Source organism: Hydrogenophaga sedimenti, from assembly GCF_051857515.1.
GTDB lineage: Bacteria > Pseudomonadota > Gammaproteobacteria > Burkholderiales > Burkholderiaceae_C > Hydrogenophaga.
Genome location: NZ_JBPZHA010000007.1, coordinates 39,257 through 54,960 on the forward strand (window position 1 = coordinate 39,257; position 15,704 = coordinate 54,960).

At 59.0% G+C, this 15,704-nt stretch carries 18 protein-coding genes; all 18 read right to left on the reverse strand.

The genetic code is table 11. The annotated features are described in order from the left end of the window. Positions 1-94: 94 nt before the first annotated feature. The 18 genes from ACS5NL_RS12965 to ACS5NL_RS13050 all read right to left on the reverse strand — a co-directional run bounded on the left by ACS5NL_RS12965 (position 95) and on the right by ACS5NL_RS13050 (position 15,581). On the reverse strand, positions 95-553 hold the full coding sequence (locus ACS5NL_RS12965; protein WP_439354245.1) for a hypothetical protein: 459 nt from the start codon (positions 551-553) through the stop codon (positions 95-97). 17 nt (positions 554-570) lie between these two features. After that, positions 571-1,620, reverse strand: a complete 1,050-nt coding sequence (gene virB11 / locus ACS5NL_RS12970; RefSeq protein WP_439354246.1) for a P-type DNA transfer ATPase VirB11 — start codon at positions 1,618-1,620, stop codon at positions 571-573. A gap of 19 nt (positions 1,621-1,639) precedes the next feature. Beyond that, positions 1,640-2,731 (reverse strand): TraB/TrbI/VirB10 family type IV secretion system protein, encoded by a 1,092-nt coding sequence (locus ACS5NL_RS12975; RefSeq protein WP_439354247.1) that lies wholly within the window; start codon positions 2,729-2,731, stop codon positions 1,640-1,642. Continuing rightward, a complete protein-coding gene (locus ACS5NL_RS12980) occupies positions 2,728-3,483 on the reverse strand; it encodes a TrbG/VirB9 family P-type conjugative transfer protein (RefSeq protein WP_439354248.1) in 756 nt (251 codons plus the stop codon). The genes ACS5NL_RS12975 and ACS5NL_RS12980 overlap by 4 nt, the downstream gene beginning before the upstream one ends. Before the next feature lie 57 nt (positions 3,484-3,540). Continuing rightward, complete coding sequence (locus tag ACS5NL_RS12985; protein WP_439354249.1) at positions 3,541-4,446, reverse strand: VirB8 family type IV secretion system protein; 906 nt, start codon at positions 4,444-4,446, stop codon at positions 3,541-3,543. Positions 4,447-4,492: 46 nt separating this feature from the next. Then, positions 4,493-4,987 carry a TcpQ domain-containing protein gene (locus ACS5NL_RS12990; RefSeq protein ID WP_439354250.1) on the reverse strand — a complete coding sequence of 165 codons (495 nt, stop codon included), beginning with the start codon at positions 4,985-4,987 and terminating at the stop codon, positions 4,493-4,495. Then, complete coding sequence (locus tag ACS5NL_RS12995) at positions 4,959-6,632, reverse strand: TrbL/VirB6 family protein (protein ID WP_439354251.1); 1,674 nt, start codon at positions 6,630-6,632, stop codon at positions 4,959-4,961. The genes ACS5NL_RS12990 and ACS5NL_RS12995 overlap by 29 nt, the downstream gene beginning before the upstream one ends. Positions 6,633-6,670: 38 nt before the next feature. Next, complete coding sequence (locus tag ACS5NL_RS13000) at positions 6,671-7,309, reverse strand: TrbJ/VirB5 family protein (RefSeq protein ID WP_439354252.1); 639 nt, start codon at positions 7,307-7,309, stop codon at positions 6,671-6,673. Next, on the reverse strand, positions 7,299-7,628 hold the full coding sequence (locus tag ACS5NL_RS13005) for a hypothetical protein (RefSeq protein ID WP_439354253.1): 330 nt from the start codon (positions 7,626-7,628) through the stop codon (positions 7,299-7,301). Before ACS5NL_RS13005 ends, ACS5NL_RS13000 begins: the two co-directional genes overlap by 11 nt. A 74-nt stretch (positions 7,629-7,702) precedes the next feature. Then, the gene (locus ACS5NL_RS13010) at positions 7,703-7,924 is read right to left on the reverse strand and encodes a hypothetical protein (RefSeq protein ID WP_439354254.1); all 222 of its coding nucleotides are present in this window, start codon (positions 7,922-7,924) and stop codon (positions 7,703-7,705) included. Positions 7,925-8,169: 245 nt separating this feature from the next. Beyond that, complete coding sequence (locus ACS5NL_RS13015) at positions 8,170-8,700, reverse strand: hypothetical protein (protein WP_439354255.1); 531 nt, start codon at positions 8,698-8,700, stop codon at positions 8,170-8,172. A 35-nt stretch (positions 8,701-8,735) separates the two neighbouring features. Continuing rightward, positions 8,736-9,152, reverse strand: coding sequence for a hypothetical protein (locus ACS5NL_RS13020; protein WP_439354256.1), 417 nt, complete (start codon positions 9,150-9,152; stop codon positions 8,736-8,738). 58 nt (positions 9,153-9,210) lie between these two features. Continuing rightward, complete coding sequence (locus ACS5NL_RS13025; protein WP_439354257.1) at positions 9,211-10,716, reverse strand: hypothetical protein; 1,506 nt, start codon at positions 10,714-10,716, stop codon at positions 9,211-9,213. A gap of 36 nt (positions 10,717-10,752) precedes the next feature. After that, positions 10,753-11,373 carry a hypothetical protein gene (locus ACS5NL_RS13030; protein ID WP_439354258.1) on the reverse strand — a complete coding sequence of 207 codons (621 nt, stop codon included), beginning with the start codon at positions 11,371-11,373 and terminating at the stop codon, positions 10,753-10,755. After that, positions 11,339-13,816 (reverse strand): VirB4 family type IV secretion/conjugal transfer ATPase, encoded by a 2,478-nt coding sequence (locus ACS5NL_RS13035; protein WP_439354259.1) that lies wholly within the window; start codon positions 13,814-13,816, stop codon positions 11,339-11,341. Before ACS5NL_RS13035 ends, ACS5NL_RS13030 begins: the two co-directional genes overlap by 35 nt. Before the next feature lie 23 nt (positions 13,817-13,839). Then, on the reverse strand, positions 13,840-14,118 hold the full coding sequence (locus ACS5NL_RS13040; RefSeq protein WP_439354445.1) for a VirB3 family type IV secretion system protein: 279 nt from the start codon (positions 14,116-14,118) through the stop codon (positions 13,840-13,842). Between the two features lie 66 nt (positions 14,119-14,184). After that, positions 14,185-14,547: a TrbC/VirB2 family protein gene (locus ACS5NL_RS13045; RefSeq protein WP_439354260.1), complete on the reverse strand. Its 363-nt coding sequence runs from the start codon at positions 14,545-14,547 to the stop codon at positions 14,185-14,187. A gap of 11 nt (positions 14,548-14,558) precedes the next feature. Next, the gene (locus ACS5NL_RS13050) at positions 14,559-15,581 is read right to left on the reverse strand and encodes a lytic transglycosylase domain-containing protein (protein ID WP_439354261.1); all 1,023 of its coding nucleotides are present in this window, start codon (positions 15,579-15,581) and stop codon (positions 14,559-14,561) included. Positions 15,582-15,704: the final 123 nt, after the last annotated feature.

Genomic DNA, 15,704 nt, shown 5'->3' on the forward strand with positions numbered 1-15,704 from the left:
AACATGCGGAGACCGCGAGCAACAGCCCCAGGCCCGTCACGCTACGCCAGATTTTTGATTTTTCCATGGTTCGTCCCCCTGCGGTCTGACCGGTTCAGTATCCGCAGCGGGCAAACACCTCGGTGTCCACCTGCTCGGGCAACTGGTCGTCGTTGCGGCGCTTGGACCACAGCAGCTCGTCCTGGCGCAGCTCGAAGACATAGGTCTCCAGCACCTTGGGTTTTTCGTACGGCGGCACGTCGACCAGGGCCTGCAGGCGCCAGGTGTTGGCGCGGCGTGCCTGGATGTCGGTCACGAAGAACATCGTGGTCTGGGTGTTTTCCGCCCACAGCTGCAACTGGCGCTCACTGATCACCAGCGCCCCCGGATCGGGCTCGACCGGCTTGCGGCCCAGGTATGCCGCACATTTGGCGGCGCCCTGCTCGTTCTTCAGGAACCAGAGGCCGCGCATGTCCACGGGGGTCAGCCCGGTGGCAGGCGCGGGCGTGGCGGCCTGCACGGCGGCAGCGCACAGGCCCAGCAGGCCGATGGTCAATGTTGTTTTGATTTTCACGATGTCCTCCTTGAATGTCATGACTCCAGCGCCTGTTTGCGCTGCGGGTCGAAGTCGATGCCGGTGATGTAGCGCTGACCCGCATGGGCCTTGATGTGCACCACCACGTCGATGGTCAGCATCAGCAGCCGCTTGATTTCGTTGAAGTCCAGACCCGCGCCTTCGGGCGAGGCCTTGACCATCAGCGCCATCTGGTCCCAGGTCTGGCTGGTGCTGCCGGCGTGGCAACTGGTGATCGAGCCCGGGTGGCCCGACGCGCAGTTGCGGATGTAATAGAACGATTCGTCGCCCCGGATTTCGGCCAGGATGATGCGATCCGGCTTCATGCGCAGGCAAGCCTCCATGCAGCCCTTGGCCGTCACGTTGGCCGTGCCCTGTCCGCCACGCGAATAGATCAGGTGCACGCGGTTGGGCTGCTCGATGAACAGCTCGCGCGCGTCTTCGATGGTGATCAGCCGCTCGTCTTCGGGAATGTGCGTGACCAGCGATTTCATGAACGTGGTCTTGCCGCTGCCGGTGGCGCCGGAAACCACGATGTTCTTCTTGTAGAACACCGCCTTGCTGAAGAAGCCGTGGTAGTCCTTGGCTTTCCTGAGTGCCAGCAGTTCTTCGTCCATCGTGCTGATGCCGCCCGTGTCGTCCAGGATCTGGGCGAAGAAGCCGTCTTCCTGGTACTGGTTGAGCGACTTGGTGTAGCGCGACGGCAAGCGGATGGTGATCGACACATGGTCCGCCGGCACCGCTGGCGGCAGCACGAACTGCGCACGCTGGCCAGTCGGAAAGGTCAGCGACACCACCGGGTCGACCGCCGTGATGCGCTGCCCGGTCTTGCTCTCATTGACCACCGTCGTGCAGAACTGGCGCGCACGGTCAAAGGTCAGCCCCGGCACATCGATGCGCTGCCAGCCCTTGACCGTCTCCAGAAACACCTCGCCCGGACGGTTGATGCAGATTTCCGTGACCTGCGGATCGTTCAGGAACTGGGTAATCCCCAGCACGTGGTACTGGTACTCCAGAAACTCCGTCGAGATGTTTGCGATGGTTTCGCCATCGGACCGTTCCGTCATGTCGAAGCCACCACCCTGCTCAGCGCATCACGCTGGAAAAGTCCACGTCGCGCGCCGCGAAGATGTTGATCACCGTGCCGTTGAGCACCGTCACCGTCGCCTTGCGGTTGGCCGAGCGGGCCAGCATGTCGGTGGCCGCCTTCTTGGCCGTTGCAGCCGTCTGTGATTCCCACGGGTCGATGGTCACCACGCCCACGCCGCCCGCCGCCGAGACGGTCGTCCGGCCGCGGATGTCGTTGTCGTTGGCGAACTTCTGTGCACCCGCATCGATGCCGTCGGCCAGCAGGCTCACCAGCATGGCGGCGCCGATGCGCTCGCCCCAGTGACCGTCGTAGTGGCCCGGGATGCCGGCGCCGCCCAATGCGTCGGTGCCCGCGCTGTCGATGCGCACGTCCAGGCCCGTGGTCGTCAGCACGCGGGTCCACACGACGCCAACGCGGTCGTAGTTCTCGTCGACGTACTTGTATTCACCCGTGACCTTGGAGCCCTTGTCGATCAGCAGGCGGCGACCGTTCACCGAATAGATCGGTTCGGTCACGATGCAGGACGTCATGCCCGGCAGCGTCGACACGATCTTGGTCTCCAGCGCACAGCGGATGAAGGTGCCACGGGTCATCACGAACTCGGCATTGGCCAGGACCTCCACGGCGCCCCGCTTGACTGTCGAGTACTCGTCTTCGAACAACTGGTTCTTCTTGCCTTTGTCGGCATTGGCGGCCACCAGGTTGTTCTCGCTGGCCATGCGGCGCTGCTGCAGGTCGTCCTTCTTCTCGACCGTGCTGCCCTCAGGCATGGGGGGCATGTCCGTCGGCAGCGGCGGCATGTTGTTCTTGGCCACCAGTTGCGCTGGCTCCGCGGGCGGCGGCAGCAACAACTCCGGCTTCTTCGGCACCGTGACCTCCTCCATGGAGACCTGCTTGTCCTTCTTGTCGTTGGCCGAGAAGGCATTGCTCGCCACCCAGAGCGTCATGCCGATGGTCGCAATCGACACCAGCACGATGTAGGCAATGGCCGTCTTGTTCACTCCGCGGGTCAGACCCGCCGAGAGCTTGGGCATGTTGTCGGACAGCACAGGGCCTTGTCCGTTGCCGTTGGGAAACTGCATGCTCATTTGTTCCTCCTGAGTCCAACCACGTCACTGCCCAGCCGCATCACGAGAAACGGATAGACACCCAGAACCACCATCACGTTCTTTTCGCTCTTGGTGTTCACGAGAAACTCTTCCCCGTTGCGGTCGTTGCGACCGAACACGGCGGGAAAGTTCGCCATCGGGGGCAGATGGATGTAGGTGAACTGGCCGTTGTCGTACACCCGGGTCGGCACGATCGTCGACACATCGCTGTTGGTCGAGTAGTCGTAGTTCAGGTGGTAGTTGCTCTGCGAGTTCAGCGCAGCGGCCGTTGGCGAAAGCACCGCATTGGCCGAGGCCAGCGGGCTCGCCTTGTCCGGTTCCTCGCTGCCATACACGAAGCGGATCTTGTAGAACACGCCGGCGTTCTTGGCTTCTTCCAGCGTCTTCCACTTGGTCGCCGACACGCGCAGGTCCAGCAGGTACGAACGCATGTTGGTGCGGATGTACATGTTGGTGTCCACATCCACATTCTTCGGGCGTATATAGAAGATGTTGTCGCGACGGACCAGTTCCCAGCCGTCGCTGAAGCCGGTGCCGAAGTCCTTGATCTGTTCCTGCGAACTGATCTCGATCTGCGTCGCGATGCCCAGACCCGTATTGACCCGGACCACCTGGTCTGGACGGTAGGGGATCTCCCGCACTTCCTGCGCCATTGCGCCGGTGCTCAAAAGTGCCGTCGCGAACGCCAGCGTCGATCCCACCGCGCGCCAGGAGCCGCTGATTCGTTTCATGCTTGTCATCGTTGCTTGTTCCCTGTTGCTCAATCGATTGTTCATGGGGTCACCAGATCATTGGCCTTGGTGAGGGGTGGCGGGAGCACCGGGCAAACCTGCCGGCTGGCTGGGTGCGGCAGTTGCTGCCGCCGGCCCGGCGTTGGCGGGGGCATCCGCCCCGCGGTGTGTCACGCCCTCTTCCTCGTTCAACAGCGGCACACCCACATCCTTGTTGGTGGCCTTGAACACCGGCGCATTGAACTCGTCGTCCACCCGGAAGGCAGTCACCTGGAAACCCAGCGGATTGCGCAGGCGCAGGTTGTCGCTCATCTTCAGGTTGGTCTTGTATTCGTAGCGGACCGTGGCGACGTGGCTGCTGAGGTAGTCGCTCTTGCCGGTCGTCTTGTCGAAACGCCACTTCTCGAAGCGCACCGTGGCGCCGGTGGGAATCGCGCCACGTTCTTCGTCCAGACCGTTGAACACGATGCTGTTGACCTTGATGCGGATGGCGTTGTTGCGCCCCCACTTCTTCTCCGGACTGTTGGGGGTGCCGTCGAACTGCTTGACGAACAGCCCCTTGACCTGGTCATTGGACATCGACGCCACGTACTCCCAGTCGTACTCGTTGATCGTGTCGTAGTCGTACCCTTCACGCGCCTGGACGAAGCGCGCCACATGGCTGCGGTTGAGCGCTTCGCTGGCGTAGATGCCCGTCGCTGCGACGTTGTCCCTCAGCGGGGAGATCGTGCTGGTGCTGCGCTTGAGATCGACCGTCACCAAGTAAGGAACCTTCTCCTTGAGCGGCAGCATGTAGGCGATCGCGCCACCCATCATCAGCGACAGCACCAACGCGCAGATCGCCACGATCCATGCGCGGCGCTCGCTGCGCTTGACCATCGAAATCACGTTCGACTCGAAGTCCATCGACTTCTTGAGAATCTCTTGCGAGGCCTCGGAGACCTCGCGCTTGAACAACGCCATAAATCCCTTGTGTTCTTGAGTGGGGTTCGTCGACTTTGGTGAACGCTCAGGGCATCTTCGTGACCAGCATGGTCTTGTTCGCCGACACCTGGATGCGCAGCTTCTGCGCCGCGTAGGTCTTGCGCACCGAGTTCAGTGCGCGTTGCAGGTTGCTGTCCTTGATGCTGTCCAGACCAGTCACCAAGGTCAGGTCGCTCGGGTACTGCCAGTCCAGCGCACCACCGTTTTCCTTGGCCCAACGCTCCAGCATGTGCCGAAGGGTTGCGTCAGTCGGCAACATCTGGAACTTGGGCAGCTCGGCCTCTTCCTTCAGGGGGATTTCCTGCGGTTTGGCGGCCAGCGAGTTCACCGGTTTCCAGTTGTCGGAAATGTCGGTGGCTTTGGGGGCTGCGCAGGCCTGCAGCAAAGCAATCAGAACGAGTCCTGTGCCTGCCCTCCACAGGTGGATGGAATGTTTTTTCATTTCTTGTGGATACATATTGATGTTGGAACTGGATTCACGATCGATGTCTTCACACTTGACGCACAGGGCTTGGCACACGTCCCTCGCCATAAGGAAGCGTCACTGGCCTGCTTCGGGCGCCTGCGGCAGCAGTTCCTGCTCCCTTGGCGTCAGCCATGTGGGTTGCTGTTCCGCCCCCACTTGCGGACTGAGACGGTGTTGAGGCCCCAACCGTGTTCGCACCGGCGCTCGACGACGAGCCCGCTTCGCTGGCGACGGCTGCCGACGAGACGCGGCGGTCCGAACCAGTCACCGGCAGGGATCCGCCACTCCCCAGTGTTGGGTTGGCCGCCATCTGTCGCTGCGTATCCGCTGACTCGTAAATTCCGGTTTTCGGGTTCAGGCGAAGCTCACTTGCGTGACCCAGATCGGTCTGCTTCTGCTGAATGGCGGCAACGTTGGGGTTGTCTGCGGACTGGGCGGCTGCGATCCCTCTGCTCCCCAGCACATTGCCTCCGCCAGCCGTTTGAACAGAGCCACCGTTTTGGTCGCCAAGCACCCTTGCAGAGTGCTGTTGGAGATCCCGATTCATGACCGTAGATCCGGCCTGTCCACCGGTAGCCCCACCACCACCAGCAGCACCGGCGCCGACGTCGTATCCCAGGCTGCCTCCAGCCCCACCACCTTGCAGTGCCCCACCGCCAGAAGCACTACCTCCGCCACCAGCCGATGCGGACTTCATCAAACCCGCCATGCCACCCGCCGCGCCGCCGCCACCCATTGCGCCTGACATGGCACTCGCCGCGAACGAAGCCCCGGAATTGAAGAACTGCATGATCAGCGGCGGCACCATGGTCAGCAGCGCGGTAGACAACGCGCCCAACGCCCCGAGCTGCACCACGCTGCCCCCGATGTCAAAGCCGCCTCCGACACCGGCCGCTCCCATTGCACCGTTCACAAAAAAGGCCACCACCACCGAAGCGCCGTAACGCATCATCATGTCCAGCACGATGCTGCCCACCAGCGTGATCACCGCCAGTGAAACCATGGTTCCCAGCAGGAACTTGACCCAGGTCCAGAACATCGCCGATGTCTGCTGAAACAGCAGGAACATCAGGAACAAGGGCGCCAGCATGATCGCCAGGACGATCGAAATCTCGGCCATCACCGACAGCACCGAAAGCAGCACCGCCGGACCACTCTGCCCGATCAAGCCGGCGATCGTCGTCAGCTGATTGCCGTCGGCAGCCACCTGCTTGCCCCCCACCAGACCATTCACCAACGCGTTGAACACCTGCGCCAACGCAATGTTGATGTCAATCATCTGGTAGAGATCGATGTCGGAACCGACGATGGCCGCCGTGATGAGCGCCTGAAAATCGGCCACCCAGTCGGCGATGATGGGCGACTTGGCAGCAATCAGCGACACCAGCGACATGATCAGCGCCATCTTTCCGGTCTTGAGAAACAGCGGAAGAATCGGCTGGCGGTTACCACCCGTCATGATCATGAAGCCGTGATACACCACCCAGATCGTCATGATCGTGGTGGACATGTAAAACAGGGCTGTGGCCAATTGCGAGGCCACCTGATCGCGGTATGTGCCGATCAGCATGTCTTCCACCAGATAGCCGCGAACCTGGCACATGAAGTTCGCGCCACTGATCATCGACTGGTACTGGCCATCCAGACCAGTGAGCGCAGTCGCCAGAAGCGATGGAAATGTGATGGTGGGGCACGCCATAAGGTGACTTTCCTTTGTCTATCCGTTCGAACGCAGCATTACTTGCCGCGCACGAACGGAACCGTGCCCAGATTGATGCTCACGCCACCCGCGCCCCCAGGCGGACGCGTGTCCGTGGCACGGCGCGCCTCCGCCATCTGCACCTCGTACATCTTTTCGCGCTGCTTGTAGCCGTACCTCAGGGCTTCTAGCTCCATGGCGTCATTTTGCAAATGGGCTTGTATGCCTTGGAGTTCGAATTGATAGCGCTGGAGTTGCCCTGACTCGTCAGAAGCTTGGCCCTTTCGCGCATCGGAAACTAACGCCTTAATCTCATCGCGCCGCTTCTTTATTTTTTCCAGAATAGCCTCAGTCTGTTCTAAAGTCTTCAGTCTAAGGTTTCGAAGTCCACGGCACGCGTTGTAATGCATCAAATTCAACTTCTCATCACCACAATCCACCTCCGTCCCAATGTACTTCTCAGGACTCGAAACAGACGACAATTCAAATTTCTCACTCAACAACGCTTGATCATCAAATCCAGACAGGCTCTTTGAGCCAACAGACTTAACGTTATTAATCTTCTCAAGAATCTTTTTTACTTCATCATCATAAACAGCCCACTGTGCATTTGCTGGACCAACCGACGCAAATAGCACAAAAAGAAGAAAACCATTAGTCAGACGCTTATTCCACATAAGACCTCCGCTCAGACCGCCCTCCACCACCCCAAACAGCAGTAGTAATCACCCAAATACCGTCATTATAATAATTAGCAAATGTCACAATCAGATATTCCTCACCATTATCCCAGGTAATGGAGTCTTCATTGGGAGCCCATCCAACAGCTGAAATAACTTGTTCGTACGTCATTCCAGGCTTCAGGCGCTCAAATGCTGCTCGCAAATTCCGGGAGTCATCTGAACCGCCGCCACCACCGCCACACGCGGACAACGCCAATCCGGCTGTGCCTGCAAGCATCAGATTCGCCAACAGGCTACGGCGACCCACGCTCATCTTGTTATTTTCATTAGCCATAATTTAAACCCAACTCAGATAAAAATAAATAAACAACAATGCTGCTTAACATTTCAGACATAGGCCCGATCAATGTTTTCTGAGACCCTATGCCAATGCGCTGCAGTAATGATCAAAACGCCACTTCCATCCAAAGAATTGACCGATACATGAAGCCACTCATCACCATCTTGCCAGTCTGCAATACCACCAAGATCGTTTGGCTCCCAACCAACAGCTGCAATAACTTGCGCGAGCGTCATCCCAGGCTGCAACCGATCCAGCGCAGCACGCAAGTCATGAGATCCTTCAGAGGAACTACTTCCCCCTCCACCTCCACCTCCACCTCCACCTCCACCTCCACCTCCACCTCCACAAGCCGCCAGCACCAGCCCCATCGCGGCACCGGCAGCCAGACGCATCGCTACACGCCGGGTGACGGCTGGAAGTTGTTTGTTCAGTGTGGATCTCATCGATTTCGCTCCTTGACAGTGATTGGTGAACCCGATCGAGTTTGGAATACAGGTGAATAAGCCGTTTGTCAGAAGAGCCTGAACTTGTTGCCCAAGCCATACCATTTGCCACCCGAGCGCTCGCAGTTCTGCTTGCTCTTGCGCCAGTCCAGCAGTGACTGCGGGGTGTAGTGGTAGTGGTTGGAAACGGACTTCTCACCGCTGGCACCGCCACCGTTTTGTGCACCGATGCAGGTGCCAAGCGCCTTCGGGGGGCACTTGGGTACGAGCGTCGAATCGATCTTCATCGGCGTCATCTGCTGGGTACAGGCCTTCTGGAGGTCCTGAACGCTGTCGCTGCCGTTGCTGGCGCTTTCCCAGCAACTGAGCAAAGGCAAAGTGGGGCGGGTGATGTCCATGTTGCCGTTCTGCAGGCACGACACAACTACCCCCTTGATCTGGCCGGGATCAGGCATCTCGACACCCTCCGGCAGCTTCGAAAGGATTTCCGTGTCGGGAACTTCAGGCTTGGGCAGGTCGATCGCATGGGCGCTGATCGCGCACAGCGATAACACCGCCACGCTACAAAGGTGAATGCCGGGCATCCAGTTCAATGGCATTGTTTTTCCTCCTGATGTTGTTGTCTTTGTCGCCATCACTCTTCCATCAAGTGCTGGCATTCCTCGAGGCCGTCCGGGGCGTTGGGCGAGCCCTTGTAGTCGAAGGGCATCTTGCCGGGGCTTTTCCAGGTACCGGGCTTCAGCCCACGCGGACACACCGACTCGTATTTGTTGGTCCACTTGGGGTTGAAGCAATACTGGTTGACGATCTTCCAAGTGCCTGCAATCGGGTTCACGCCGACCCAGCAGTGCGGCGGATAGCCATAGGCGCAGAAAGAAAATACGTCTTGCCCGGCGGGCAGGTCGTTGTCAAAAAAGGCACCGCCGGTGCTGGCGCCTTTGGCAATGCCTCCGCAGTTGGACTGCCCTGCCGCAGCATGTGCTCCCAGCGGCACAGCGAGCGCACCCAGCACGGCCACCAGCCTCAATGTTTTGCTGATCTTGATGTTCATTCTTGTTTAACCCCCCTGAATCCACCCTGTTCAATTTGTTCTGTGCCCCAAACCGAATTCACATGCGCAACTCCAGCCCATGGACGGCTTCCCGCCCCATTGCCGTGGGGTTCGTCAAACCCGGTTCGCCGCGCACATTCGGCTCCCTGGCAATGTCCAGCTCCGCCATGCGCAGGAGCGATTCGCCAGAAGGCGTGTTGGCCGCCAACCGTGCGTCAATGGCGCCATCGATCAGGCGTCCATCGGCCCGATGACCAAACCGGATCAAGCCGTCCTTGACGTTCAGCAGGTTCACGCCGTCCATGCCCGCTTCACGGGCACCACAGGCGACGGCGCATGCGGTGTTGGTCATGCCCGTGTCCCAGGTCTGGCCACGCTCCTGGGCTACCCGCTGCACTTGCGTGAGACTGTCTTGCAGCAAGCTGCGGGACTGTGGCGACAGCTCTGTGGGATGGAGCGCAGGCTGGTTTGGCTGGTGTTCCGGCGCCTGCATCCGCTGCGAGGCAGGTTGCGTTTCTGTCAGGACATACTGCCAGCTGCGTTGATCCGCCTTGCCCTGAGCCGCAGCCATGACGCTGTCGTAGTCGTCGGGATGAATCGTCTGGCAACCCGCTGAATCGGTGGCGCCTCGCGATCCCCGATGGATCTTGAAGGTGTCATTCAAGTCCTGGGTGCCGTTGACATCGGTGCTGTCAAAACGGCCATCGGCATTGGTGTCGCGCTGAACCTGACCTGCACCGTTGGTGACAGCGGCTTCCGTGGGACGGAAAGCGGTGTGGTTGTCTGTGCCATGCGTGGTGCGTTTCATCTCAACGGTACCTTCACGCAAACGGCCGAGATCCCGGATGTCATCCCCGTTGACATCGTCACCCTCGGCTTTTCTCCAGCCGGAAACATGTCTGTAGGCCCCTGCTTGCCCGTCTCCAGGCCGTGCATGCTCGTCATAAATGGCGGTGGGTTCGGTGTTGGCTCGGTTGGCCTCTGCCACCCCGCGCTCCCCGTTTTCCCCTTGCCACAGCACCACCAGACGGTCGTTGTAGACGCCACGCCCGGCCAGGCTTTCATCCACGGCTGAAGTGGCAGGATCGTCCTGTCGAGGCACCGACGGCGCCTCCCTGCTTTGCATCGTGGCCAGCGTGGAGTTTTCTTCACGCATCCCCAGAATCACCCTGTCCCCACGCGCCAGAGCCGCACGGGCTGCATCGTTGCCACGGGTGTACACCATGCTGGCGTACACATCATGGCGCTGCGCGGTCGTCAGCGGAACTTCGTCCATGCCACCCACGGACTTGTCCTGGGCGGGCATGCGAGGAGTCCCCTTGGCTGCATCGAGCCGGTCAAGAACGGATGCCGTCAATGGATCCGCACCGGACGACCGCAAACGTTGCAGTTGTTCCGGAGCCAGGCTTACCACATAGCGGTCCATGGCCTCCTGGACCACCAGAGACTTTCCCTCGCGCAATTGTTGCAACTGCAGCAATGCCGCCGCTCCCTGACCTTCGTTGAGCAGGCGCACGATGTCGTCCGCGCTGCCGCGAATGTTGAAGTCGATGGGGTTTGCCATGTTTTTCTCTCTGATTCCCGGTCGTGGTCGGCGCGTTCAGCGTCCGTACCACACCTCCCCCGAGAACCGGTTTGTCCGGCGTCCCTGCACCACCTGGACTTTGACCGAGTAGCGGGCGCTGACCACGTTGGCTTCGGTGTGCGCCTCCCCTGCTTCGTATTCCTTGCTCAACAGACGCGGCGACTCCACAGTCACACGGACACCGTCCCCAACATAGCGCCCGGTCAGGTAAGGCGGCTTGGTGGCTGACGACAAACGCTTCAATGGCCACTCCTGACCATCCAGAGCGATGACGTAGTCAGTGCCGCAGCGGTTGGTGAAAAACTCCACCAACTTCTTGGCATTCGCGTTGTTCAAGCAGGCTTCCCGTTTGGACTGGTCACCTGGGTTATGCGCTTCGCAGTAGCTCTTTTCAGCGCGCCGGGCGACCTCCGTCTTTTTCGCACTGATGGTCCATGCCGCGCAATCACTCCCTTTTGACAGGGCGGTCGGCCAAGGCCCAGTCTCGGCGTGCGCCAGAGACGCCGAGACGCACATTCCAAAAACCGCGACCACCGCAGCTGCACTCTTGATCATGGGCGTTGAACCGTGTTCGGTTGACGGGGAATGGAAGCCATGCATTTCAGGAAACTCCCTCTTCTTCCGCAGTCGGTGCATGTCGCAGGTACTCATTGCTGTTGGCCATGAAGGCCTTGCGTTGGGACCGCATGCCCTTGCGCCGCGCATGAAACTCCGGCAGCCAGGTATCCGGCAGATCCGGTGTTGGATGCTCGGCCAGCAACGCGGTGAGAATTTCAACGTTGTCGCTGGAGCCGGACAGCACGGCCAGTTCATCGTCCATGCCGTTGAGATTGAGTTGGCAGAGCACGGCGTTGTGACCCTGCTTGACGAGAAAACAGCGGCTGCGTTCGTCCAGACCCACAACCAATTCGAACTCGGCCCGGGTGAGCTTGAGACCCTCCAGATAGTCCTTCGGGTCGGCGTTCGGGTTAGGCAGCAGAATCAGTGTGGCTGTCTGTTCGATCAGTGCGGCAGAGATGTCGCTGTTGAGCGCGTCCTGCGGAGACTGGGTCGCGAAGATGCCCAGGCCATTCTGTTTCCGGATGGTCTTCTGCTTGTTCTTCGCGAAGTCCTTGAGGCCGCCCTTGCCTTCCAGCACCTTCCAGAACTCGTCCATCACGTAGATGAACGGCCGGCCATCAATCAGACCTTCCATGCGGTGCAGCAGGTACTGGATGATTGGCTCGCGGGTCTTCGAGTCTTCGATCACCTCGGTGTAATCGAAACCGATGATGTTGGAGCCCGAGAAGTCGATGTTGTCCTTGGGGTTGTCGAACACCCAGGCCGCCGGGCCGCCCTTGCACCAGACCGAGATGCATTCGAAGAGGCTGTTTTCACCCATATTGGGCAGGCTCTTCTGCAGGTTGGTCATGGTTCGCAGATGCATCGGCGTGTCGAGAATCGCACGCACCGCCCGGAGCATGTCTTCCTGCTCGGAGGCCGAGTACTTCTCTTTGCCACACAGCGTCTGGATCAGCTCGACCAGAAACTGTTCGTTATCCGGTGTGTTCTCGCACTGCAGCGGGTTGAAACCTGTGGGCTTGCCCTTCTCTAGGGTGAAGTAGCGACCGCCACAAGCGCGGATGAAGATCTCGGCACCGCGGTCCTTGTCGAAGAAGAAGATCGTTGGCTCGGGCTCGATCTTCTGCACCTGCGCCAGCAGGAAGTTGATGAGCGCGGTCTTGCCGGTACCCGACTTGCCGATCACCATGGTGTTGGCAATGGCCTTCTCGCCCAGCGAGTACTCGTGCGGCTTGGTGGCGTGGAAGTTGAAGTGGTAGGCCTGATTGTTCAGCGTCTGCAGGATGCTGACCGACGGGCCCCAGGGATTGAAGTTGGGCTTGCCGGTCGCGAAGTTGTGCAGCGGGCTCAGGCCGAGAAAGTTGAGCGAACTCAGATTCGCAATGCGGGGACGGAAGCGCCAGTTGCAAGGCAGTTGCGCGTAGAAAGCCGCGGGAATCGCCACGTCCTCCTTGACCGTCACGAAGCTCGCGCCGGACAGCTGCGCGCGCGCCTGTGCGATGTGGCTGTACAGCTCGTCTTGGTTGCTGGCGAAAATCGCCATGTTGAAGTGGTACTGCCCGAGCACGAAGTTGCCCGAAGCCAGCTGATCCATCGCGAAATCCAGCTCGACGATCTGGCTGACCGCCTTGTCTTCCGACGACAGCATTGCGCCCTTGGTCCGCTCCAGCGCCTTCATCGAGTCGTAGCGGCTCATGGGCGTGAAGGAGTGGGTCACGATGTACTCGAACTCCAGGTACTTCAGGCCGTTGAGAATGCCCGGCCAGGAACTGTCGGCGTATTCCTTGATGTTCAGGATCGCGCCGTAGAAGTTCTCGCCGTTGGCCGTGCGGATCGCAAAGTCACCGCTGCCGGTCGAGAACATGTGCTTGCTCGTCGGCAGATAGTTGTAGATCGGCGCCGGCAGCACGGGAGCCGGCTCATCCACGTGATTGATCAGGTAACCGAAGAACTCCAGATTCTCGGAAAACACCTGCTTGTGCACGCTCTCATACAGGCCCAACCGGTAAGGCGAATAGTCCTGCAGAAGCGCTTCCACGTTGCCGACCAGTTCGTAAATCTTCTCGAGGTAGGCCTTTTCTTCCTTTCGCAACACCTCGACGTCGCGCGCGATGGCCGCAAACTTCTTGCCGCTGACCACCGGGCGGTAAATCATGGTCAGGTACAACTCGTTCTGCATCAGACGCTTGCCAGACAGGCGTTCGATGTATTTGTCGTGCAATTCCTGGCTGAAGCTGTGCGGATACCGCGCCTCCGCCTTGATCGGACGGCGGCGACGAATGTCGTGCGCCCAGAACGCGACATTTTCGAAATCCGGTGCGCGCAGGCTCTGCAAGAGGTTGTTGAACGACTTGTGCCGGTGCTCGAGCTCCCAGTCCTCCCGTCCCACGAACGGAAACCCGCTCAGCAGCCAGGTGACCATGTAGTCACCTTCCCGCGACTTCACCACGTGGGTGTCCACGTGGGTACTGAACGGGATGAAGTTGCTGTAATCAGCGTCGGGGGAGAAAAGCGACATGACGATTCAGGCTTGAAGAAGGATCAGGCGTAAGGCCGCATGGACTTGCGTGCCGCTGGGCCACGCACGGACGGGCCAAATGCCCAAGCCCCTCCACTTTCCTTAACGTTGCGAGGAAGAAATCGAAAAACCATATTCAACCCCAGCAAACGAAAAATCATTTCGTCTTTTTTTGCCATCATCCGCATCAAAAAAATGACAAATGGAATCAAAAGCAAAATATACAAAGAGAAATACATTGCCAACAACAGCGGCACCCCAGCCCCAATCAAAAAAGGAGCGTACGGAACCCCCAAAATCATTGGAGGACGCGTGCACCCACGAAACAATGCATCCTTATTCACAAAACCCCCTGAATGCACTCAAAATCATGTCGGACTATTAATGGCGCAAGTTTGATTGGCGCCAGCATCCGTTTTCCAATCATTAACAAACCACCCGGCAATCGTCGCAGCCCCGCCAATCAACAAGCCACCAATCAAGATTGGCGCAACGTCAGACAGCCGCTTGTGCGCAAAAGCAATCTGGTACCCAGCAAACACAATTGCAATAGTAACAATCGAAACAGATGCCACTTTTAAAATTGTTTCGAAGTTTTCAAAGAAACCAGTCACATTCTTGCATGCACCAACAAAGCCTGGATCAACTGCTGCAAACAGTGCGCCAGAGCAAGCAAGTAAACAAAGTGACACACCTACCTTATAAAGAACCCTTGATTTATTGATGCTCATACTGACTCCTATTAAAAAACAAATGATTTATCTGAAGGATTTTCCGTTTGGGCAGGTCTTTTTCCCTCCGCAGATGCTGCAGGCCTCACCAGAACTTCAGCAGCAGTTTCGTTGACTCCCAAGAGGCTCCCTCCTCTACGGGAAAGCACGGGAGTAGCCGCTTTGGATCTCGCCATAGCACCTCGCGCAGAACTCACACCCACGTCAAGCGAATCTGCCGCTTGAGGAGGTTGCAACTTGTCCGAGCTTTTCCCAAATGCGGCCGGAACAGGTAAAACTCTGGTTAGGTAAGGATCACCGTTGATTCCAACAACCTGAGTAGGGATCTGACTTAAATCCAGTGCCTTTGGCTTGGACGCGGCAACTGAGGTGGGCAACAGAGCTCCGGGGCCTGGCACAGGAATGGCGGGGCGGGCTTCCGCTGTGTCCATATTGGTCACAAGAACTGCCTTTTGCGTCTTCCGTATGGGTGCAGGTTCCGGATAAGTCGGGGCGGCAGCTGACGCTGTAGCGGCTGCCGTTGCCCCACCCAACGGCAACCCATCATCCCGCGCAGGCTTGCGTTGTCCGTTCCCATACGGAATCACGCGAATCGATTCCGGAGCCGTCTGCTCGACCTGCGATTTTCGGATCGACGCAAAGATCTTCTGCACGTATCCGTGATCAAAGCCAGTCACGAAGTTGCCGGAGTAGTAGCAGCTGAACGCCTTGCCCCAATCCTGGGCGCGGTCGTAACACTCTCTCAGGATGCGTGAGCCGGCCTGCAGGTTTGGGCAGATTTCGAAGGCTTCGGCGTAGGTACGCAGACCATATTTCGCCAGGTTGTAGCGGTTGACCTGGGAAATGCCGACGGAGAAGTTGTAGCCCTCTTCCTTGAGCTGGCGCACAGACGCCAGTGCTTCTTCAAGGTTTCGGGGTTGGCGTGCCAGATACCCACCCACCACGCCAATGGCGAACGGGTTGCGCGATGACTCCACGTGCACGACGTGTTGCATCACCTCCTTGGGTACCGCGAGATCCGGACAGTCCAGCATGACGGCTGCGTCGGGCGTGCAAGCCACGCCACGCTGTCTCGCGTTTGCGCCTGACTTGCTGCCGCATCCTCCTGAATATTTTTGGGCAGGGCGGCATTGTAACTTGGGTACTAGTTCGTTTCA

Coding starts and splice junctions, on each gene's coding strand:
- ACS5NL_RS12975 (WP_439354247.1), bottom strand. CDS start 2,731: ATGAGCATGCAGTTTCCCAACGGCAACGGACAAGGCCCTGTGCTGTCC.
- ACS5NL_RS12985 (WP_439354249.1), bottom strand. CDS start 4,446: ATGGCGTTGTTCAAGCGCGAGGTCTCCGAGGCCTCGCAAGAGATTCTC.
- ACS5NL_RS13015 (WP_439354255.1), bottom strand. CDS start 8,700: ATGCCATTGAACTGGATGCCCGGCATTCACCTTTGTAGCGTGGCGGTG.
- ACS5NL_RS13030 (WP_439354258.1), bottom strand. CDS start 11,373: ATGCACCGACTGCGGAAGAAGAGGGAGTTTCCTGAAATGCATGGCTTC.
- ACS5NL_RS13005 (WP_439354253.1), bottom strand. CDS start 7,628: ATGAGCGTGGGTCGCCGTAGCCTGTTGGCGAATCTGATGCTTGCAGGC.
- ACS5NL_RS13035 (WP_439354259.1), bottom strand. CDS start 13,816: ATGTCGCTTTTCTCCCCCGACGCTGATTACAGCAACTTCATCCCGTTC.
- ACS5NL_RS12995 (WP_439354251.1), bottom strand. CDS start 6,632: ATGGCGTGCCCCACCATCACATTTCCATCGCTTCTGGCGACTGCGCTC.
- virB11 (WP_439354246.1), bottom strand. CDS start 1,620: ATGACGGAACGGTCCGATGGCGAAACCATCGCAAACATCTCGACGGAG.
- ACS5NL_RS13020 (WP_439354256.1), bottom strand. CDS start 9,152: ATGAACATCAAGATCAGCAAAACATTGAGGCTGGTGGCCGTGCTGGGT.
- ACS5NL_RS13000 (WP_439354252.1), bottom strand. CDS start 7,309: ATGTGGAATAAGCGTCTGACTAATGGTTTTCTTCTTTTTGTGCTATTT.
- ACS5NL_RS12980 (WP_439354248.1), bottom strand. CDS start 3,483: ATGAAACGAATCAGCGGCTCCTGGCGCGCGGTGGGATCGACGCTGGCG.
- ACS5NL_RS13040 (WP_439354445.1), bottom strand. CDS start 14,118: ATGATTTTGGGGGTTCCGTACGCTCCTTTTTTGATTGGGGCTGGGGTG.
- ACS5NL_RS13025 (WP_439354257.1), bottom strand. CDS start 10,716: ATGGCAAACCCCATCGACTTCAACATTCGCGGCAGCGCGGACGACATC.
- ACS5NL_RS13045 (WP_439354260.1), bottom strand. CDS start 14,547: ATGAGCATCAATAAATCAAGGGTTCTTTATAAGGTAGGTGTGTCACTT.
- ACS5NL_RS13050 (WP_439354261.1), bottom strand. CDS start 15,581: ATGCTGGACTGTCCGGATCTCGCGGTACCCAAGGAGGTGATGCAACAC.